Here is an 18,268-nt window from a genome sequence, read left to right as displayed (position 1 = left end):
CTGCGAGCGCACCGTTCACGGCCAAGGCCGGCCCGGCCGCGGTCATGAGGTCCGCATGCGCCGGGTGATGAGCGTCCGTACCGCCTGCGCGACGCGCTTCTGTTGCAGGGCCTCGAAGTTGGCTCGGATCCGGCCGGTCACCTGTCTCAACCGGCGGCTCCTCGCCGAGCTCGCGCCTGCCGTCGTGCACCTCAGACTCGCGCGCGACCTATGGGAATACAGTGCCTCAGGATCGGGGTCCACCGGCGGCCGGGCGCAAACAGGATCCGGCTCGGCGCCTGCGGGTGGATCGGCCCTCGTGCCGATCGCGGCCGCCAGAGTGATTCCCCGGTGCTGTGGCCGGCGCGGCGGGTCCCCGCGACAGGGTCCCCGACCCGCACCCGCACCCGGCGCTTTGCCCGGACCAACACTTTGTCGGCGGCGAGTTGCGCGGCGGTGGCGGATCCCGGCCGGTCCTCTGCTTGCACAAGGCATCCGCCGATACCGCACCGACGGGCCCACAAGGCCATCAGGTGCCGCACCACCTGCGCGAGCGCCAGAACCGACCCTTCGCCCGCCGGCGCGCCGCCGACCCGACGGCCCGACGGCCCGACCATGGCCCACTGCCCCACCATCCGGCCGGGCCGCCGGACCGCGGGGTCCGCAAAGCCCCACCGGATGGTGCGCGAGCGCACAGGTGCCCCAGTCGGGCCTCCGCCAGAGGCACGCCGCCGACCAGCCGCTGGCGTGCCAGTGCGTCCACAACGCCACCCGGGTGCCGCACCAGCGCGCAGATGCCTGAACCGGCCCGCCGCCGACGACCGGACGACGGACCATGGCCCCTTCCGCCCGGCCGCGCTCTCCGGAACCGCACAGCCCACTGGATGGTGCGCGAGCACGCGGGTGCCTGAGTCGGTCCACCGCCAGTGGCGCGCCGCCGGCGTGCCAGGTGCGCCCCGACGCCACCGGGCGCCGCACCACCTGCGCGAACGCCTGAACCGGCCCTCCGTCGCTGTCTCGCCGATGACCAGACGACGGGCCATGGCCTCTGCGCCACCGTCCGACCATGCCGCCGAGTCCGCGAGGCCCTACTGGATGGTGCGCGAACGCGTGGGCGCCTGAGTCGGCCTGCCGCCAGAGGCGCGCCGCTGGCCGCCGGTGTGTCCACAACGCCACTCGTCCGCGACACCGACGACCCCGAGGTCGTCGTCGCCCAGATCGAGCACTACGGCCGCTCTGGGCCGCACCACCCACGCGGACGCCTGAACCGGCCTTCCGGCACCTGGCACGCCGCCGACCGGGCGAAGCACCAACACTCCTGCGCCACCGCCGGTCCGGCCGCCGGTGCCCCGTTGTCCGCGACGCTCCGGTGCCGGACCACCTGAACCGGGCTTCCGCCAGAGGCGCGCCGCCGACCTGCCGACGGCGTGCCGGGTGCGCCCCGACACAACCGGGGGCCGCACCACCTACGCGGATGCCTGAACCGACCTTCCGCCACTGGCACGCCGCCGACCGGGCGAAGCACCAACACTCCTGCGCCACCGCCGGTCCGGCCGCCGGTGCCCCGTCGTCCGCGACGCTCCGGTGCGGGACCACCTGAACCGGGCTTCCACCACTGGCGCGCCGCCGACCGGGCGGAGCACCAACACCTCCTGCGCCACTGCAGGTCCGGCCGCCGGGTGGGCCGCGGCGTATCAACAAGCACCGGGTGCCGGACTGGCACGGCGGATGGCTGGAGCGGGCTTCGCCAGGGGCGCGCCGCCGACCATTCGGAGCACATGGCAGGCGGGCGGGAAACTGTCACGGGTGGGCGGCTACCGGCTGGCGGGTTGGGGCGGGGGTGCGGCGACGGCGGTGGATCACCCATTCCGCGACAGCCAGGTTGATGACCCAGCCGGCGCCCATCAGGAAGGCTCTCGCGGACGGGCCGGGGTCGCCGGCGAACAGGAACCACGGGGCGTGGGTGAAGGCCTGGGTGCCGGCGGCGAGGCCGATCGCGTAGCCGCGGGTCACCCATGCGCTGTGGGCGGGGATGTCGCGGCGGCGGGCGGCCGTGAACCCGAGTGCCAGGGACACGGCCATGCCGGTGCCGAAGAGGAGGCGCTCCAGCATGACCAGGGTGCCGTCGAAGGGCGGGAGGTCGTACGCGACGGACATCCACAGGCCGGTGAGTGCCGCGACGATGCCGCAGGGGATCAGGATCCGGCCGGCGGCGCGGTGCCAGCGGATCCGGGTGCGGCGGAAGCCCGGGGAGAACTGGAAGGCGCCGAGGAGGAGGAAGACGGTGGCGCTGAGGATGTGCAGGACGACCGGGAGCGGCTGGTCGAAGAAGCGGGCGTTGTCGGGGGTGCGGGTCCCGCCGCCGCCCAGTTCGGCGAGGCGCACGGCACCGGCGACCATGGGGACGAAGCTGATCGCGATGAGCCCGGTGGGGACGAGCCAGGTGGCCTTGGTCATGCGTCGATCGTCGGGCAATCCCCGGGGTGGCACATCGATACTCTGACCGAGCCGCGAGCCGTGCTTAAGTACTACGACCCCGGCCGGTCTCGTAGGCCCAGATCGCGATCTCGACCCGGTTGCGGGCGCCGAGTTTCGTCATGAGGCTGGCGACGTGTGTCTTCACGGTGCTGAGGGTGATGTGCAGGTCGGTGGCGATCTCGGCGTTGCTGCGGCCGGCGGCGACCTTCGCGAGGACCTGTTCCTCCCGGTCGGTGAGCGCCTCGACGGGCTGCCGCCGGGCGGGGGTGGGGCCGGCGCCGGCGAAGGCGTGCAGCAGCCGTGCGGTGACCGCCGGGGCGATCAGCGCCTCGCCGTTGGCTGCGGCGTGCACGGCCTGCGCGAGCAGTGCCGGCCCGGCGTCCTTGAGCAGGAAGCCGCGGGCGCCCGCGCGCAGCGCCGCGTACACGTATTCGTCGAGGTCGAACGTGGTGATGACGACGACCGCGAGGGGGTCCTCGACGCCGGGGCCGGCGAGGGCGCGGGTCGCCTCGATGCCGTCGAGTCCGGGCATGCGGATGTCGAACAGGCACACGTCGGGGCGCAGCCGCCGGGCGAGCTCCACGGCGCGGTGGCCGTCGCCGGCGACGCCGGTGACCTCGATCCCCGGCTGCGCGTTGAGGATCATCGTCAGTCCGGTCCGGACGATCTCCTGGTCGTCGGCCACGACCACGCGGACGGTCACTGCGGGATCCCGGTGCGTGGCAGGACGGCGGTGACGGTCCAGCCGTCCCGGGTCGGGCCCGCCGAGCAGGTGCCGCCGAGGAGGCCGGCGCGTTCGATCATGCCGAGGAGGCCGTACCCGGCGGGCGCGGCGGGGCGGGCCGGGCCGGAGCCGTCGTCGCTGACCCGCAGCCGCACGCACGTGTCGTCGGCGTGCACGCGGACCTCGATCCTGGTCGCGTGCCGCGCGTGCCGCCGGGCGTTGGTGACCGACTCCTGGGCGAGGCGGTAGATGGCGGCGCCGACCGGTGGCGGGATGCCGTCGAGGTCGCCGGTGAGCCCGACGTCGACCGGCGGGCCGGTCCGCTCGCCGTCCTCCGCGAGGGCCGCCAGGTCGCCGATGGACGGGCTCGGCGTCCTGGCCGCCGGCTCGTCGCCGCGCAGGACCCTGACCATGGCCCGCATCTCGGCGAGGGCCTGGGTCGCCTCGGCCTCGATGACGCGCAGTGCGTCGGTCGCCGCGGACGGGTGCAGGGCCGCGGTCGCGATCCCGGCCTGGGCCCGGATCGCCATCGCCGACACGTGGTGGGCGACGGTGTCGTGCAGGTCGCGGGCGAGGCGTTCCCGCTCCAGCGCGCGGATGCCCGCAAGCTCCCGGCGGCGGGCTCCCGCGCGGTACCGCAGCGTCAACCCGAGCGCGAGCCCGCTGGACAGCACGGCCAGCCCGGCGACGGTGTCACCGGCGGGGACGTGGACGACCTGGTCCGCCACACCGATCTTCACGGCGACGACGGCCCCGCCCAGCAGGATCTCGCGGCCGGAGCCCCACCGCGTCAGGGCGTACACCGTCAGCAGCACCGCGACGGCGGCGTAGTTGCCCATCGCCTCGCCCGTGACCAGCGGCAGCAGGCCGGTCGCGCCGAACGCCACCGCGACCGCCACGAGAGGCTGCCGGCGGCGCCACGGCAGCACGGCGGCGACCGCGAGGACGGCGAGCACCGACGGCACCCGCATCGGCAGGTCGGGGCGCAGCAGCCCTTCGAGCACCGCGAGCGGCACGAGAAGGGCCGTGGCCACCCGGTCCAGCGCGGGCGTGCCCGGGGGACGGGGCTCGCGCCACACCGATCGCAGGGCCTCGATCACCCCTGGATGGTAAGCCGCAGGTCGACGAAGTCACGCCCCAGCGGGCCCTCGCGGCGCTCGCCGTCCGGCCGCCAGCCGCGCCGCAGGTAGAACGCCTTCGCGCGCTCGTTGCCGGCCCAGACCTCCAGGGTGCCCTCGGTGACCCCGGCGGCGCGCCAGGCGGCGACCCCCGCGTCGTGCAGGGCGCCGCCGATGCCGCGGGTCCAGTGCGCCGGGTCGACGTACAGGCCGACCAGCCGCGCGGGCGGGCCCAGCGACAGGAACCCGGCCGGCCGCCCGTCCTCGGCGTCCACGCACAGCACGAGGCGGTCCGCCGCCTGGATGCTGACGGTGTACGCCTCGCGCAGCCGCGCCGTGTCGTCGGGGATGTCCAGGTCGCCGTAATACGTGCGGCGGGCCACCTGGTGCAGCCTGACGAGGTCGCCGGCGTCCTCGGCGAGGGCTTCGCGGACCTTCACCGGGGTGAATATGCCACGGTCCGGGTTTGGCCGCGACCCCGCCCGGAAACCTCTGCAGTATGACCAACACCGACAACAGGCACGGCGTCCCGCACGTCGACAAGAGCGTGGACCTCGACACCATCCGCGACGAGGCGGAGCGGATCGCGGTGCCGGACTTCGACTACATCGGGCAGCCCATCGACGCGATCGTGGACGGGATCACCGGGCACAGCCACGACAGGGACCAGGACACCGAGGAGACCACGGCCGAATAGCCGCTCAGCCCCGCGGCGACCTGATCAGCAGGGTGGCGACGACCTCGTCGGGACCCACGGTGCCGTAGACGTGCGGCACGTCCGCCGCCCACGCGATGTGCTCGCCGGGCCCCGCGACCAGCGGCTCGCCGGCGGGTCCCGCCCGCAGGACACCCTCGGACACCGTGACGTGCTCGGTGACACCGGGCGCGTGCGGCGGTGAGTGCTGCACCACGCCGGGCCGGACGCGCATCCGCAGCAGCTCGAACGTCACCCCCGGCTCGTCGAACACCTCCAGGAGCGTCGCGGTGACCGCCGACCCGCGGACGGGTTCGCCGTGCTGCTCCCTGACCAGCGCCGTCAGCGGTACGCCCAACGCCCCCGCGACCGCGTAGAGCGTCTCCAGCGTCGGGTTCCTGGTGCCGTGCTCGAGCCCGGACAGGGTGGCCTTGCCGATGCCGGCGGCCCGCGCCAGCTCCGACAGCGACATCCCGCGCGCGGCCCGCAGCTCCCGCAGCCGGTCCCCGAGACTTGTCTCCACGCCGCTATGGTGACATCCTCCTACTGCGTTCCGTATACGGAACGCCGACCTGAGGGGGTGTCCCATGCGGCGGTTCGACGCCGCCCAGCCGATCCTGGCCGGGCTCGTCAGCGCGGTCGTCGGCTACGCGAGCTCGTTCACGGTCGTGCTCGCCGGCCTCCGCGCCGTCGGCGCCACCCCGGCCCAGGCCGCGTCGGGGCTGCTGGCGCTGTGCACCGGCATCGCGTGCACCGCCGTGTTCCTCGCCCTGCGGCACCGCATGCCGATCAGCATCGCCTGGTCCACGCCGGGCGCGGCGCTGCTCATCGCCACCGGCCACGTGCAGGGCGGCTGGCCGGCCGCCGTCGGCGCGTTCATCGTGTCGGCCGCGCTCATCGTCGTCGCGGGCCTGTCGCCGTGGCTCGCCCGCGCGATCGCCGCCATCCCGGGCCCGATCGCCGGCGCCATGCTCGCCGGCGTCATCCTCAGCCTGTGCACCGCCCCGGTCCGGGCCGTCGTCGACGTGCCCGCCCTCGCCGTCCCGGTCGTGCTGACCTGGGCGCTGCTGACCCGCTTCGCCCGCCAGTGGGCCGTGCCGGGCGCCCTGCTCGCCGCGGTCGTCGCGATCGCCGTCCGAGGCGTGCACCTCACCGGCGTCTCCGTCGCGCCGTCGCTGGTCCTCGTGACACCGGCGTTCAACCTGCCGGCGCTGATCAGCATCGCCGTCCCGCTGTTCCTCGTCACCATGGCCGCGCAGAACGTCCCCGGCATGGCCGTCATGGCGACGTACGGCTACACCCCGCCCCTGCGCGGCGTCCTCGTCACCACCGGCCTGGCCAGCGCCCTCGCCGCCCCGTTCGGCGGGCACGCCCTGAACCTGGCGGCGATCACCGCGGCCCTCACCGCCGGCCCCGACACCCACCCCGACCCGCGCCGCCGCTGGGTGGCGACGGCCGCGCTGGGCTTCGGCCAGCTGACCCTCGGTCTCGGCGCGGGCCTCGCGATGGCCCTCGTTTTGCTGTCCCCGCCCGTCCTGGTCGTCGCCGTCGCCGGCCTGGCGCTGCTGTCCGCCCTGGGCGCCTCACTCGCCAGCGCGGTCACCGCACCCGACGGCCGCGAGGCGGCGGTGGTGACGTTCGTGGTGACCGCCTCGGGCATGACGATCCTCAACATCGGCTCCGCCTTCTGGGGGCTCGTCGCCGGTGCCCTGACGGCCCTGATCCTGCACCGGCGTCGCGCCGCACCGGCGCCGGCCGATCCGCCGCCCGCCCCGGAACAGGAGCCGGAGACGGCCGGTGACCCGCTCAGCCGGCCGGTTTCCAGAGGGCGGTGACCGGGCCGGTGAGGACCGTCCACTTCGGACGGCCGGCGTGCACCGGGACCGGGCCGCGGGGGCCGGCCGTGACACCGTTGACCATGCCGTAGTCGACGCGGGAGGCGGCCAGGCCGGGCAGCCCGCGCTCCAGCATGAGCGACAGGGTCGTGCGGACCTGGAGGTCGGCGAACTCGGCACCCAGGCAGCGGCGCGGCCCGAGACCGAACGGGATGAACTCGTACTGCCGGGGTCCCGTGCCGTGCCAGCGCTGCGGGCGGAAGACCTGCGGGGACGGGTACACGAGCGGATCGCGGTGCTCGAGCAGCGGGGACATGAACAGCAGCGCCCCCTTCGGCACCGGCGGCGACCCGGCGATCTCGACCGTCCGCGTCACCCGGCGGGGCAGCGTGATCGGCACCGCGGGCAGCAGCCGCTGCGACTCCTTCAGCACCACCGCCAGGTCGTCCTCCGTGCCCACGTCCGGCGGCGCGGCGCCGGGGTCGGGGCTGCCGAGCAGGGTGATGAGGGCGAGGCTCATCGTCATCGCGGTCGTCTCGAACCCGGCGGCGAAGAAACTGTGCAGCTCCCCCGCGATCTCCTCGGTGCTGAGCCGGTCGCCGTCCTCGTCGACGGCGTGGCACAGGATCGACAGCGCGTCGGGCCGCGGCTCGCCGGCGCGGCGGCGGGCGATGAGGTCGGCGAGCCGCTCGTAAGCGCCGGCGACGCGGCGCAGCCATCGCCCGTACGGCGTCCACGGCAGGTCCCGCTTGAACAGCAGCACCCGCGGGTCGGACGCCTCGGTGGCCAGCGTCACGATCCGGTCGGCGAACGCCCCGAGGCCGGCGGAGCCGTCCACGGTGTCGTCGAGGCCGAGCAGGCAGCGCATCAGGTTGGTCTTCGAGATGCGCAGGCACTCGCGGGTCAGGTCGAACGGCTCGGGATCCGTGGACGCGAACCGGGACCGCTCGAACGTGTCGGCGAACACCGCCCGGTAGTGCGCCATCGCGGTGCGGTGCACGGCCGGCATGAGCAGCTTGCGCCGCCGGGTGTGCTCGGCGCCGTTGGCGGTGACGACCGCGTCGAACATCCCCGACCACGGCCGGCCGGGCGGCAGGTCGAACAGCCCGTCGGCGCGGTGGAACGCGGCGTTGTCGGTGAACACCTGCCGCACGCCCTCGCGGCCGCGGACCACGACGACGGATCCGTTGGCGGCCGTGACCGGCACGACCGGCTGCTCGAACGGGGCGACCCGGCCGAGCAGGAAGCGGGCCGAGTCGCGGATCAGCTTGAAGTTGTTGACGATCGGCACGCCGGACGGCCCCGGCGCGTCGATGCGCAGTGCGGTGTCGAAGAGCCCCACGCCGACCACACTCCCTCGCACAGGAGTCTATGAATGGCCGGCGGCGGTGACCATCCGGCGAACGGCCGACGACCGTATGTGATGATCGAGCGCTGTGCCCCGTCTGATCCTCATCTGCGGCCTGCCCGGCGCCGGCAAGACGACCCTCGCCCGGCGGCTGGCGGCCGAGCTGCCAGCCGTGCGCCTGTGCCCCGACGAGTGGCTGGCGGACCTCGGGATCGACCTGTTCGACGAGGCGACCCGGGACCGCCTGGAGCGCCGGTTCTGGGTGCACGCGCGGGACCTGCTCGGGCTGGGGCAGACGGTGGTCCTCGAGTCCGGGTTCTGGTCCAGGGCCGAGCGCGACGAGAAGCGGCTCGCCGCCCGCGCGCTCGGCGTCCACGTGGAGCTGCGGTACCTCACGGCACCGGTCGAGGAGCTGGCCCGGCGGATCGAGGCCCGGTTCGCGGCGGGCGAGCCGGGCGCGGTGCCGATCAGCCGCGAGCTCCTCGACGTGTACCTGCCGTACTTCCAGCCGCCGACCGCCGAGGAGCTCGCCCTGTTCGACGCGCCGCCGGCGGACGGTCAGCCGGTGAACCGGGCCGCGGGCGCGCCCGACAGGTGACCCGGCGGCAGCTTCCGGCCGCAGACGACGAGCAGCAGGTCCTGGGCCAGCCCGCGCAGCGGCTCGCCGGCACCGTACGCCCAGTCCAGGTCGGTCGCCTCGAGACGCACACCGTCGAGCCCGGCACCGAAGTACGCCACGTTGCGCGGCCGCATCGAACCCATGACGATCATGAGCCGGTCCGCGGGCACCCGCCGGTCCAGGCCGAGCGCGACCGTGCTGTCCAGGCCGTGGATCACCTCGTGCGACAGCGCCCCCACCGCACCGCCGCCCGGCGGCGACCACGGATGCGCCACGTTGTCCCGCAGCGACCGCAGCAGCTCCCCGGCCGGCATCCTGGCCGCGTCGCGGCGGGCGACCCGGTCCGCCATCGGGTTGAACCGCCCGCCGGAACGCGCCATCTCCCACACGAACCCGCCGAAACCCATCCGGAACGGCATCGTCGTGTGCGCGAGGACCTCCCGTACCCGCCAGCCCGCACACAACGACGGCGCGTCCCACTGCTCGGGCGTCAGCCCCGAATACACCTCGGCCAGCTCCGCCCGCTCTGCCTCGACCTGCAACCTCACGCGCTTCCTCCTTCGAAGGGTCCGCAAGGTGTACGAGGACCGCGGGCGAGACTCATCGGTGGCGTGCGCGGGCCGGTTACACTCGCCAGTCATGACGACCTTGACCCACCGCCTCGCCACGGTCGCCGCCGCCCTGGTCATCGGGATGGGCGCGCTGACCGCGTGCAGCTCTGACAACGTGACGTGCTCGACCAGCGCGTGCACCGTCACCTTCGACCGCGGGGTGGAGGCCGAGTCCAAGGTCCTCGGCGTCGACGTCAAGCTCATCGGCGTCGACAACGGCGTGGTGAAGGTCGACGTCGGCGGCACCACCGTGAGCGTGCCCGTCGACGGCAGCGCCCAGGCCGAGGGCTTCGACATCACCGTGCAGAGCGTCACCGACTCCCAGGTCGTGGTCCGGGTCCAGACCAGCTGATCGCCGGCTGCCGATAGGGTGGCCCCCGTGAACATCGCCGCCCTGGTCCTCGTCGGTCTCGTCGCCGCGCTCCACGCCTACTTCCTGGTGCTGGAGATGTTCCTGTGGACCGCACCACGGACCCGGGCGGCCTTCGGCACCACGGCCGAGTTCGCCGAGGCCAGCAAGGCGCTCGCCGCCAACCAGGGCCTCTACAACGGCTTCCTCGCGGCCGGCCTGGTCTACGGCATGCTCGCCGCGGACCCGGTCGGCTTCGCGCTGCGCGTGTTCTTCCTGGCCTGCGTGATCGTCGCCGGCCTCTACGGCGCCGCCACCGCGAGCCGCCGCATCCTGCTCCTCCAGGCCCTCCCGGGCGCCCTCGCCCTGGCCGCGGTCCTGATCGCCCACTAGCCCGCATCGCCCGCGCGGCGCAACCAAAGACGGCTACGCTGCGTTAAGTGAAGATCACTCGCTGTCTGCTGGCCCTCAGTCTGAGCCTCACCGTCGGCGCGTGCGCCAAGAAGGACGAGCCGGGTGGCGAGGGCACCGCCACCGGTGGGTTCAACGCCGGGCTCACCGGGGTCGTCAACCCGTCGACCGAGGCGGGCGGGACGCTGAAGCTCGCCAGCGCGCACGACGTCGACTCGTGGGACCCGACCAGGTCGTACGTGACGGCGGTGTACAACCTGCAACGGCTGTACACGCGGACGTTGCTGACGCCGGACGCCAAACCGGGCGCGGACGGGCTGAAGCTGGTGCCGGACCTCGCCGCGGCGGCGCCGGAGATCTCCGCCGACGGGCTCACGTACACGTTCAAGCTGCGCGGCGGGGTGAAGTTCGAGGACGGCTCGCCGGTGACGTCGAAGGACGTGCGGCAGGGCATCGAGCGGCTCTTCGCCCAGGAGGAGCTCAGCGGCGGGCCCACCTACCTGATCGACCAGCTCGACCAGGGCCAGCACTACCCCGGCCCGTGGGCGGCCAAGTCCGGGCTCAAGAGCATCACGACGCCCGACGACACGACGATCGCGTTCAAGCTGGCGGAGCCGTTCGCGGACTTCCCGTACCTGCTCGCGATGGGTGTCGCCGCGCCGGTACCGGTGGCGAAGGACACGGGCGCGAAGTACGGCGACAAGCCAATCTCCTCCGGGCCGTACAGGTTCGAGTCGATCGAGGCGGGCAAGAAGGCCGTCCTGGTGCGCAACGAGCAGTGGGACCGCGCCACCGACACCGTGCGCCGGGCGCTGCCGGACCGCATCGAGCTGGTCATCGGCACCGACCCGAACGAGATCGACCAGCAGCTGCTGGACGGTGAGCTGCACGCCGACGCCGGGCAGGGCGGGGTGCAGACCGCCACCCAGCCGAAGGTCCTGCTCGACGCCGCGCTGAAGGCCCGCGCCGACGAGCCGACGACCGGGTTCACCCAGTACGCGGCGATGAGCACGAAGGTGCCGCCGTTCGACGACGTGCACTGCCGGCGGGCCGTGCAGTACGCGATCGACAAGACCAGCGTGCAGACCGCCCGCGGCGGCCCGGACGCCGGCGGTGACATCGCCGGGTCGATGCTGCCGCCGGGCATCCCCGGGCACGACTCGGCGCTCGACCCGTTCCAGACGAAGGGCGGCAAGCCGCAGCCGGCGAAGGCCAAGGAGGAGCTCACCGCGTGCGGCAAGCCGGACGGCTTCGAGACGGTGATCGCGACCACCGACAGCCCGAAGGCGTCGAAGACCGCGGAGGCGATCCAGGCGTCCCTCGCCGCGGTGGGCATCAAGGCCCGCATCGACGCGTCCGACCCGTCGCTCTACGCCCGCTCGGTCGTCGGCTCCCCGTCGAACGTGCACTCCAGGGGGTACGGGCTGATCATGGGCGCCTGGTCGGCGGACTTCCCCACCGGGTACGGCTTCTTCCCGACGCTCGTCGACGGGCGGCTCATCCTGCCCAGCGGCAACAACAACTACGCGGAGCTGTCCGACACCGCGATCGACGCCCTGATCGACCGGGCCCGTGGCACCACGGACCCGGCCGAGGGGGCGAAGCTGTGGTCGCAGGTCGACGCCGCCGTCATGGAGTCCGCGACGATGCTGCCGCTGACCTACGACAAGGTGCTCAACTACCGCAACCCGAAACTCACCAACGTGTTCGTGAACCAGTACTACGGCATGTGGGACGTCACCGCGATGGGGGTTTCCTGAGCATCGCGTAGAGCGGCGGGCCGTCGCCGATGTGGACCGGCCGGGTGTCCGCGTAGCCGTGGCGGGCGTACAGCGCGGCGTTGCGCCGCCCGGTCGCCTCCAGGTAGGCGGGCAGCCCGTCGGCGTCGGTGACCCGGTGGCGCTCGCGCAGCAGGCGGCTGCCGAGCCCCCGGTTCTGCGCGGCCGGGACGACGCCGAGGAACGCGAGGTAGTCGTGCGTGAGCCCGTCGGGGTGCGCGGCCAGCATGTCCTCGTCGAGCTGGACGAAGCGGCCGGTCGCCGCCCCGCACGCCGCCGCCAGCCGGCGGTCGTAGTCGGCGATGTCCGGCTCGAACTTCCCGTCGAGGCGCACCCACGCCGCCACCGCCGACCCGTCCGCCGTCATGTGGACCGTGCCGTGCTCGACGAACCACGGCGTCACGAGGTCGAAGTAGCGCCGGTACACCTCGACCCGCTCCTCGCGGTCGGGCACCAGCCAGTGGGCGATGTCGGTGTCGTCCAGCGCCGCCGCGAGCACCGCCGCGACCGTGCCGGCGTCACCGGCCCCGGCGGCACGCACCGCCGGGACCGTGGAGGCGAAACTCATCGGGTCGGGCCCGGCGTCTCGCAGCGCACCGGCTGCTGGAGTTTCTAGGGTCATCGGGTCGGACCCGCCCGGTGGGCGGCGGTCTCGTCGGGCTGGACCGTGAGCAGCGCCGCGTTCACGCCCTGGCCGATGCCACGGTACGTCTCGGGACTGCCCGACCGCAGGACGGCCGCCCACGCGGCACCGACGAGCGCCACCGCGAGGAACAGCCCCGGGAACAGGAACCGCGGCAGCCCGGTCGGCGCGACGCCGAGCAGCGTGTCGAACTCCAGGACGGTCACGACCAGGACCGCCGCGAGCAGCACCGCGCCGATCGCCGGGGCGATGAACCGGCGCCACTGCGACACCTCGGCGATCTCGCCGGAGCGGTTGCGCAGGAAGAACGCCAGCACCGCCACCGACGTGACGGTCATCAGGATGAGCACGCCGAAGCCGCCGGTCACGGTCCACCAGAAGAACAGGTGCACGAACGGGTCGAGGCCGTCGCTCGCGGCGAACACCGCCAGGACCACGGCGGCCAGGATCGACTGCGTGATCGAGCCCCACAGCGGCGCCCGGAAGCGCCGGCCGGTGGCGCCGAACCAGCTGAACAGGACCCGCTCCCGGCCGAGCGCGAACGTGTAGCGGGCCGCGGTGTTGTGGAACGCGAGCAGCGCGGCGAACAGGCTCGTCACGAACAGCACGTGGCCCAGGGTCAGCCAGATCTCCGCGAGGTGCGGGCTCACCAGCACGAACATCGTCTCGCTGGAGTTGTCGGTGGACAGGGCGATGATGTTGTCCGGCCCGGCGGCGACCGACATCGCCCACGAGCAGAAGGCGTACAGCAGGCCGATGATGATCAGCGACAGGTAGGTGGCGCGGGGGATGTTCCGCTTCGCGTTGCGGGTCTCCTCGCTGTAGACGGCGGTGGACTCGAAGCCGACGAACCCGGCCACGGCCGTGGCGAGCGCCGCGCCGGTGCCGGCGCTGAACAGCTGCGCGGGGTTGACGGTGTCGAACGTGACGGTGCCGCCGGCCGGGTGCGCCAGCTCCACCACCGAGAAGATCAGCGCGATGACGACCTCGGCGCCGAGCAGCACGCCGAGCAGGATGCCGCTGAACTCGATGCTCAGCACGCCCAGGACGCCGATCACGGCCCACGCGATGAACGCGCACACCCACCACTTGAGCTCGATGTTCCACTGGGTCTTGAGCAGGCCGCTGAGCACCGGGCCGAAGCCGCCGTACAGGCCGATCTGCATGAAGTTGTAGGCGAGCACGGCGACCCCGGCGGCGCCGAGACCGGTCACCCGGCCCAGCCCCTGGGCGACGTAGGCGTAGAACGCGCCGGAGTTCACGATGTGCCGGGACATCTCCGTGTACCCGACGCTGAAGACGCCCAGGACGACGGCCATCGCGACGTACGCGACGGGGATGCCGAGCACGCCGGTGACGGCCCAGCCGGCGGTCGCGCCGCCGGCGATGACGGTGAACGGCGCGGCGGCCGCGATCACCATCAGAATGACCGTGAGGACCGTCAATTTGTTCTGGTCCAGGGCAGAGTCGACCTTGCTGACGTAACCGCCTGCCGGCGGCGCGGTGGAGACAGGCATGACATCCTCCGGGGAAGGGGTGGGAGGTGTTTCAGCGTCGGTTCATCACCTTGTTGCCGATGACGACCCTCGTTTCCTCGATGAGGGTCCGCACATCCGTGTGGGACTGCTGGACGAGGTGCTCGAAGTACGCGGCCGCGGCCTGCCCGCCGCCGTCGAGAATGCTCGGCAGGAGACCGGTCGCATCGGCGATTCCGAGCAGATGCACGTCCGTCTGATCAAGCGGCCGGCGTTGCGCCAGCGCGGTGCCGAGCCGCACCTTCGGCCACACGAAATCGTTCGTGTCGGTGGGCTGATAGAAGGTGAAGCGGCGCAGCATCCGCCGCCCTTCCTGGGGAATCACATGATTCGCCGACACCAGCCGACGGGCGACCCTTTCATAGGCCTCCATCGACAGATATGTGAGCCAGGTGCGCACGTCGCGGGGCGTGCGCTCGCCGCGGATGTCGTCCAGGACCGCATGCGCGGCGGCATCCGCGGGCGTGGATCCGCCGCGGACGTACAGCAGGCCGTTCTCGACATCGAGGATGCCGGCCCAGCCCAGTTCGCCGATCAATGCGGACGCCAGTCCGATGCGGGTGGCGTCCTCGGAAAGCCGCAGTGTGCCGCTGCGGTCATCGTGACAGAGCCGGAAGAAGTCGTCGGCGATCGGCTCCCGGCGCGCGTGGTCAGCAAGCAACCGCGTGCCATTCCCACTTGTGCCGCACAGTCAGCCCCCGCGAATGCAGTCCGTGTCCAAGTCCGCACAGCACCGTAGCGGGTCGTCACGACACACTTCAATCCCGGACGACGTTTTAACCACCTCGAAACTTCCCGCGAGGTATGACGCACGTCGATTGCGAAGAATTTTTCACACGCTGTGGCATAAAGTGGATCTCATGGACCTGTTCACGATCGCGGCACCCGGTGACGGCCCGTACGGCATCACGACCGGCCCGGACGGCGCGTTGTGGTGCACGCTGGTGCACGCCGGCGCGGTGGCCAGGATCGCCTCCGACGGCACCGCGACCCGCTTCGACCTGCCCGGCTCGGGACCGGCCCTGATCACCGCCGCCGGTGACGCGCTGTGGTGCTCACTGCTGCGGACCGGCGCCCTGGCGCGGCTCGACCCGTCCGGCGCGGCGGCGCTCACCCCGGTGCCGGACACCCAGGGCACCTACGGCATCGCCGCCGGCCGGGACGGCGACATCTGGTACACCTCGATGCAACCGGCACACATCGGCCGGTTGTCCGCGGACGGGTCCGTCTCGGTCGTGCCGCTGCCGGAGGGCTCCATGCCGTCGATGCTGACGACCACCGCCGACGGCTCCGTGTGGTGCACGCTGAACCAGGCCCACGCGGTCGCCCGGCTCGACCCGTCCGGCGAGCTCACCGTCCACCCGCTGCCGACCCCGGACGCCGCGCCGGTCGGCATCACCACCGGCACCGACGGGGCCGTCTGGTTCGTGGAGATCGCCGCCGGGCAGGTCGGCCGCCTCACCCCCGACGGCACGGTCACCGAGTTCCCCCTGCCGGACCGCGCCGCCCGCCCGCACGCCATCGCCGCGGACCCGGCGGGCGGCTGCTGGTTCACCGAATGGGGCGGCAACCGCGTCGGCCACGTCAGCCCGTCCGGCGACATCACCGGTCACGACCTGCCGGTCCCGTCCGCCGAACCGCACGGCCTCACCGTCGCCCCCGACGGCGCCGTCTGGACCGCGCTGGAGACCGGCGCGGTCGCCCGGCTCCGGAGCGGTGCCGTCACCCGGCGCGAGAACGGCCCGCCGGCATGAGCCGGCGGGCCGCTGTCACGAGCTGAGACCCGCCGCTACGACAGGACGCGGAGCTGGACCGTGGTCGCCATGTTGGAGAGCTGGGCGAGGATCTCCGCCGGGTAGTCGATGGCGATGTCGGACAGCAGGTAGCCGAACTCGCCGCGGGTCGCGAGGATCTGCCCCTCGACGTTGACCTTGTGCCCGGCCAGGATGCTGTTGACGTCGGCGAGGACGCCCGGGACGTTGTGGTGCAGCAGGGCGATGCGGTGGGTGTCGGGGGCCTGCTGCAGGTTGAGCGACGGCAGGTTGACGCTGAGCGTGGTGGAGCCCTCCTGCACGTACTTGTGCAGCTTCTCCGCCACGAACGAGCCGATGTCGGACTGCGCCTCCTCGGTGGAGCCGCCGATGTGCGGGGTCAGGATGACGTTGGGCAGGCCGCGCAGCGCGGACTGGAACTCGTCGCCCTTCGCCTTCGGCTCCTTCGGGAACACGTCGACGGCGGCGCCGGACAGGTGTCCGTTCTCCAGGTGCTTGCGCAGCGCCTCGTGGTCGATGACGAAGCCGCGGCTCAGGTTGAGGAAGATGCTGCGGGGGCGCATCTTGCCGAACTGCTCCTCGCCGAAGAAGCCGCTGTTGCCCGGGCGGCCGTCGACGTGCAGGGTGACGATGTCGGACTTCTCCAGCAGCTCGTCGAGCGTGTCGCAGCGCTGCGCGTTGCCGAGGGCGAGCCGGTCGGCGGTGTCGTAGAAATACACCTTGAGGCCGAGGTTCTCGGCGAGGACAGACAGCTGCGTGCCGATGTTGCCGTAGCCGACGATGCCGATCGAGCGGCCGCGCACCTCGTGACTGCCCGTGGCGTCCTTGTCCCACACGCCCGCGTGCATGCCGGCGTTCTTCTCCGTCAGCCGCCGGGTCAGCGCGATGATCTCCGCGACGGCGAGCTCGACGACGCTGCGCGTGTTGGAGAAGGGCGCGTTGAAGACCGCGATCCCGGACTCCGCCGCCGCGCGCAGGTCGATCTGGTCGGTGCCGATGCAGAACGCGCCGATCGCCCGCAGGTGCGGCGCCGCGGCCAGGGCGGCGGCGCTCACCTGCGTCTTGGACCGGATGCCCAGCAGGTGGACCCCGTCGAGCTTGGCGATCAGCTCGTCCTCGTCGAGCGCGCGCCCGAGGGTCTCTACCTCATATCCCTCGGACCGCATCCGCTCGACCGCGACGGGGTGGATGTTTTCGAGGAACAGGACCCGCACGGGGTCGCTCTGGGATGTCAATGACTGCACCCCACCTACCCTAAGTGACCTCACGTGTCACTGGTACGTGACCCGCGACTCGTCCCGCCCTGTGCGACCGCGTGCCGCTCCTGCAGCTTCGCCCGGATCTCCTCCGGCGTGTACGCGCGCCGCCGGCGCTCCGCCCGCGCGACGACCACCCCGGTCGCCGCGACACCCACGACACCGGCCAGGCCGAGGACCTTCCACCACTTCGCCTTCATGGGCCTCTAGGGTACTGGTCGTGCAGGGACCTATCGATCTCGACGACGCCGTCCGCATGACCCGTACGGGCGACCTCTGGGTGTTCCGGGGCCGTTCCAAGGCCGACCGGGCGATCCAGACGCTGACCAACAGCCCCGTCAACCACGTCGGCATGGCCGTCGTCCTCGACGACCTCCCGCCGCTCATGTGGCACGCCGAGCTGGGCAGATCCCTTCCCGACATGTGGACAGGGGGCCATCAGCGCGGGGTCCAGCTGCACGACCTGCGCGACGCCGTGCTCGTGTGGGGCCGCCGGTACGGCCAGCGCCCCTGGCTCCGCCAGCTGCACCACGACGTCACCCCCGCGATGGAGGAGGCGGTCCTGCGCACCATCGCCCGCCTCGACGGCACCCCGTTCCCGTCGACCGCCCGGCTCGCCGGCCGCTGGTTCCAGGGCCGTGTGCCGAACATCCGCAAGCGCAACGACTCGTCCCTCGAGACGGCCTACTGCGCGGAGGTCGTCGCCGTCACGTACGAGGAGATGGGTCTGCTCCCCACGGGCCGCCGCGCCAACTGGTACGACCCCGGCAAGTTCTGGAGCGGCGACGACCTCGACCTCCTGCACGGCGCCACCCTCGGCGACGAGATCGCCGTCACCCTGCCACCGGCCTGACCGCCACCTACCGGCGGCGCCTGACGAGCAGGACGACCAGCACGACCACGGCGATCGTGACGGTGGTGCACAGACCGCACATGATCAGCAGATGCCACGGTTTCAGGGCGCCCATCGGTGCTCGCTCTCGTCGTCGGTGAAGTGCCGGTCGCAACTGGAAGAACGCGGGCCTAAGGCGTGTTTGGTAAGCCGCCGGGCTGGTGGCCGTTCGTCGGTGTGGCGGTGATCGAAAAGGAGCGCGGTCTCCGGTAAGTGGGTTAGCGAC

At 72.7% G+C, this 18,268-nt stretch carries 21 protein-coding genes; 9 read left to right on the top strand and 12 right to left on the bottom strand.

Going from position 1 to position 18,268, the window contains the following annotated elements; all coding sequences use genetic code 11:
- Positions 1-1,139 precede the first annotated feature (1,139 nt).
- Entirely contained in the window at positions 1,140-1,364 is a 225-nt protein-coding gene (locus tag ACZ6TV_RS37275) for a hypothetical protein (protein ID WP_465302949.1), read from the top strand.
- A gap of 415 nt (positions 1,365-1,779) precedes the next feature.
- Here ACZ6TV_RS37275 and ACZ6TV_RS37270 read toward each other — a convergent pair whose 3' ends face one another.
- The 4 genes from ACZ6TV_RS37270 to ACZ6TV_RS37255 form a co-directional block, all read right to left on the bottom strand.
- Positions 1,780-2,436, bottom strand: a complete 657-nt coding sequence (locus ACZ6TV_RS37270; RefSeq protein ID WP_465302947.1) for a DUF2306 domain-containing protein — start codon at positions 2,434-2,436, stop codon at positions 1,780-1,782.
- 64 nt (positions 2,437-2,500) lie between these two features.
- The gene (locus ACZ6TV_RS37265) at positions 2,501-3,160 is read right to left on the bottom strand and encodes a response regulator (protein WP_465302945.1); all 660 of its coding nucleotides are present in this window, start codon (positions 3,158-3,160) and stop codon (positions 2,501-2,503) included.
- The gene (locus tag ACZ6TV_RS37260; protein ID WP_465302943.1) at positions 3,157-4,281 is read right to left on the bottom strand and encodes a sensor histidine kinase; all 1,125 of its coding nucleotides are present in this window, start codon (positions 4,279-4,281) and stop codon (positions 3,157-3,159) included. Before ACZ6TV_RS37260 ends, ACZ6TV_RS37265 begins: the two co-directional genes overlap by 4 nt.
- Complete coding sequence (locus tag ACZ6TV_RS37255) at positions 4,278-4,739, bottom strand: GNAT family N-acetyltransferase (protein ID WP_465302940.1); 462 nt, start codon at positions 4,737-4,739, stop codon at positions 4,278-4,280. Before ACZ6TV_RS37255 ends, ACZ6TV_RS37260 begins: the two co-directional genes overlap by 4 nt.
- Before the next feature lie 59 nt (positions 4,740-4,798).
- Between ACZ6TV_RS37255 and ACZ6TV_RS37250 the strand changes: the two genes are divergently transcribed.
- Complete coding sequence (locus tag ACZ6TV_RS37250; protein ID WP_465302938.1) at positions 4,799-4,996, top strand: hypothetical protein; 198 nt, start codon at positions 4,799-4,801, stop codon at positions 4,994-4,996.
- A 4-nt stretch (positions 4,997-5,000) separates the two neighbouring features.
- Here the strand turns inward: ACZ6TV_RS37250 and ACZ6TV_RS37245 are convergent, their stop codons facing one another.
- Positions 5,001-5,516 (bottom strand): helix-turn-helix domain-containing protein, encoded by a 516-nt coding sequence (locus ACZ6TV_RS37245; RefSeq protein ID WP_465302936.1) that lies wholly within the window; start codon positions 5,514-5,516, stop codon positions 5,001-5,003.
- A 64-nt stretch (positions 5,517-5,580) separates the two neighbouring features.
- On the opposite strand from ACZ6TV_RS37245, the gene ACZ6TV_RS37240 reads away from it, so the two are divergent.
- Complete coding sequence (locus ACZ6TV_RS37240) at positions 5,581-6,828, top strand: benzoate/H(+) symporter BenE family transporter (protein ID WP_465302934.1); 1,248 nt, start codon at positions 5,581-5,583, stop codon at positions 6,826-6,828.
- Here the strand turns inward: ACZ6TV_RS37240 and ACZ6TV_RS37235 are convergent.
- Positions 6,800-8,170, bottom strand: coding sequence for a cytochrome P450 (locus ACZ6TV_RS37235; protein ID WP_465302932.1), 1,371 nt, complete (start codon positions 8,168-8,170; stop codon positions 6,800-6,802). The genes ACZ6TV_RS37240 and ACZ6TV_RS37235 overlap by 29 nt on opposite strands.
- Before the next feature lie 94 nt (positions 8,171-8,264).
- On the opposite strand from ACZ6TV_RS37235, the gene ACZ6TV_RS37230 reads away from it, so the two are divergent.
- Positions 8,265-8,774, top strand: coding sequence for a P-loop nucleotide/nucleoside kinase family protein (locus ACZ6TV_RS37230; protein ID WP_465302930.1), 510 nt, complete (start codon positions 8,265-8,267; stop codon positions 8,772-8,774).
- Here the strand turns inward: ACZ6TV_RS37230 and ACZ6TV_RS37225 are convergent.
- Entirely contained in the window at positions 8,735-9,343 is a 609-nt protein-coding gene (locus tag ACZ6TV_RS37225; protein ID WP_465302928.1) for a maleylpyruvate isomerase family mycothiol-dependent enzyme, read from the bottom strand. The two genes, ACZ6TV_RS37230 and ACZ6TV_RS37225, sit on opposite strands and share 40 nt — an antisense overlap.
- A gap of 91 nt (positions 9,344-9,434) precedes the next feature.
- Here ACZ6TV_RS37225 and ACZ6TV_RS37220 point away from each other — a divergent pair, with 91 nt between their 5' ends.
- The 3 genes from ACZ6TV_RS37220 to ACZ6TV_RS37210 are packed head-to-tail and all read left to right on the top strand — an operon-like array spanning position 9,435 to position 11,926.
- A complete protein-coding gene (locus ACZ6TV_RS37220) occupies positions 9,435-9,758 on the top strand; it encodes a hypothetical protein (protein WP_465302926.1) in 324 nt (107 codons plus the stop codon).
- 27 nt (positions 9,759-9,785) lie between these two features.
- The gene (locus ACZ6TV_RS37215; protein WP_465302924.1) at positions 9,786-10,148 is read left to right on the top strand and encodes a DUF1304 domain-containing protein; all 363 of its coding nucleotides are present in this window, start codon (positions 9,786-9,788) and stop codon (positions 10,146-10,148) included.
- 47 nt (positions 10,149-10,195) lie between these two features.
- Positions 10,196-11,926 carry an ABC transporter substrate-binding protein gene (locus tag ACZ6TV_RS37210; protein WP_465302922.1) on the top strand — a complete coding sequence of 577 codons (1,731 nt, stop codon included), beginning with the start codon at positions 10,196-10,198 and terminating at the stop codon, positions 11,924-11,926.
- Here ACZ6TV_RS37210 and ACZ6TV_RS37205 read toward each other — a convergent pair.
- The 3 genes from ACZ6TV_RS37205 to ACZ6TV_RS37195 form a co-directional block, all read right to left on the bottom strand.
- The gene (locus tag ACZ6TV_RS37205) at positions 11,904-12,485 is read right to left on the bottom strand and encodes a GNAT family N-acetyltransferase (RefSeq protein ID WP_465302920.1); all 582 of its coding nucleotides are present in this window, start codon (positions 12,483-12,485) and stop codon (positions 11,904-11,906) included. The two genes, ACZ6TV_RS37210 and ACZ6TV_RS37205, sit on opposite strands and share 23 nt — an antisense overlap.
- A 77-nt stretch (positions 12,486-12,562) precedes the next feature.
- Positions 12,563-14,104: an APC family permease gene (locus ACZ6TV_RS37200; protein ID WP_465302918.1), complete on the bottom strand. Its 1,542-nt coding sequence runs from the start codon at positions 14,102-14,104 to the stop codon at positions 12,563-12,565.
- A 31-nt stretch (positions 14,105-14,135) separates the two neighbouring features.
- Entirely contained in the window at positions 14,136-14,783 is a 648-nt protein-coding gene (locus ACZ6TV_RS37195) for a GOLPH3/VPS74 family protein (RefSeq protein WP_465302916.1), read from the bottom strand.
- Between the two features lie 199 nt (positions 14,784-14,982).
- Here ACZ6TV_RS37195 and ACZ6TV_RS37190 point away from each other — a divergent pair, with 199 nt between their 5' ends.
- Positions 14,983-15,876, top strand: coding sequence for a Vgb family protein (locus ACZ6TV_RS37190; protein WP_465302914.1), 894 nt, complete (start codon positions 14,983-14,985; stop codon positions 15,874-15,876).
- Positions 15,877-15,911: 35 nt separating this feature from the next.
- Here the strand turns inward: ACZ6TV_RS37190 and serA are convergent, their stop codons facing one another.
- Together serA and ACZ6TV_RS37180 are read right to left on the bottom strand one after the other, a co-directional pair.
- The gene (serA, locus tag ACZ6TV_RS37185) at positions 15,912-17,138 is read right to left on the bottom strand and encodes a phosphoglycerate dehydrogenase (protein WP_465302912.1); all 1,227 of its coding nucleotides are present in this window, start codon (positions 17,136-17,138) and stop codon (positions 15,912-15,914) included.
- Positions 17,139-17,158: 20 nt separating this feature from the next.
- Complete coding sequence (locus ACZ6TV_RS37180) at positions 17,159-17,350, bottom strand: hypothetical protein (RefSeq protein ID WP_354783821.1); 192 nt, start codon at positions 17,348-17,350, stop codon at positions 17,159-17,161.
- A 56-nt stretch (positions 17,351-17,406) separates the two neighbouring features.
- On the opposite strand from ACZ6TV_RS37180, the gene ACZ6TV_RS37175 reads away from it, so the two are divergent.
- Positions 17,407-18,003, top strand: coding sequence for a hypothetical protein (locus ACZ6TV_RS37175; RefSeq protein WP_465303314.1), 597 nt, complete (start codon positions 17,407-17,409; stop codon positions 18,001-18,003).
- Positions 18,004-18,268: the final 265 nt, after the last annotated feature.

This window comes from Dactylosporangium sp. NPDC051087 (assembly GCF_055586325.1).
The sequence above is the reverse complement of the archived record's forward strand: the minus strand, read 5'-3'. Positions and strand labels throughout refer to the sequence as shown.

Excerpts from the sequence above, each read along its gene's own strand:
- ACZ6TV_RS37180 (WP_354783821.1), bottom strand. The coding sequence starts at position 17,350 with ATGAAGGCGAAGTGGTGGAAGGTCCTCGGCCTGGCCGGTGTCGTGGGT.
- ACZ6TV_RS37200 (WP_465302918.1), bottom strand. The coding sequence starts at position 14,104 with ATGCCTGTCTCCACCGCGCCGCCGGCAGGCGGTTACGTCAGCAAGGTC.
- ACZ6TV_RS37240 (WP_465302934.1), top strand. The coding sequence starts at position 5,581 with ATGCGGCGGTTCGACGCCGCCCAGCCGATCCTGGCCGGGCTCGTCAGC.
- ACZ6TV_RS37190 (WP_465302914.1), top strand. The coding sequence starts at position 14,983 with ATGGACCTGTTCACGATCGCGGCACCCGGTGACGGCCCGTACGGCATC.
- ACZ6TV_RS37175 (WP_465303314.1), top strand. The coding sequence starts at position 17,407 with ATGACCCGTACGGGCGACCTCTGGGTGTTCCGGGGCCGTTCCAAGGCC.
- ACZ6TV_RS37250 (WP_465302938.1), top strand. The coding sequence starts at position 4,799 with ATGACCAACACCGACAACAGGCACGGCGTCCCGCACGTCGACAAGAGC.
- ACZ6TV_RS37220 (WP_465302926.1), top strand. The coding sequence starts at position 9,435 with ATGACGACCTTGACCCACCGCCTCGCCACGGTCGCCGCCGCCCTGGTC.
- ACZ6TV_RS37270 (WP_465302947.1), bottom strand. The coding sequence starts at position 2,436 with ATGACCAAGGCCACCTGGCTCGTCCCCACCGGGCTCATCGCGATCAGC.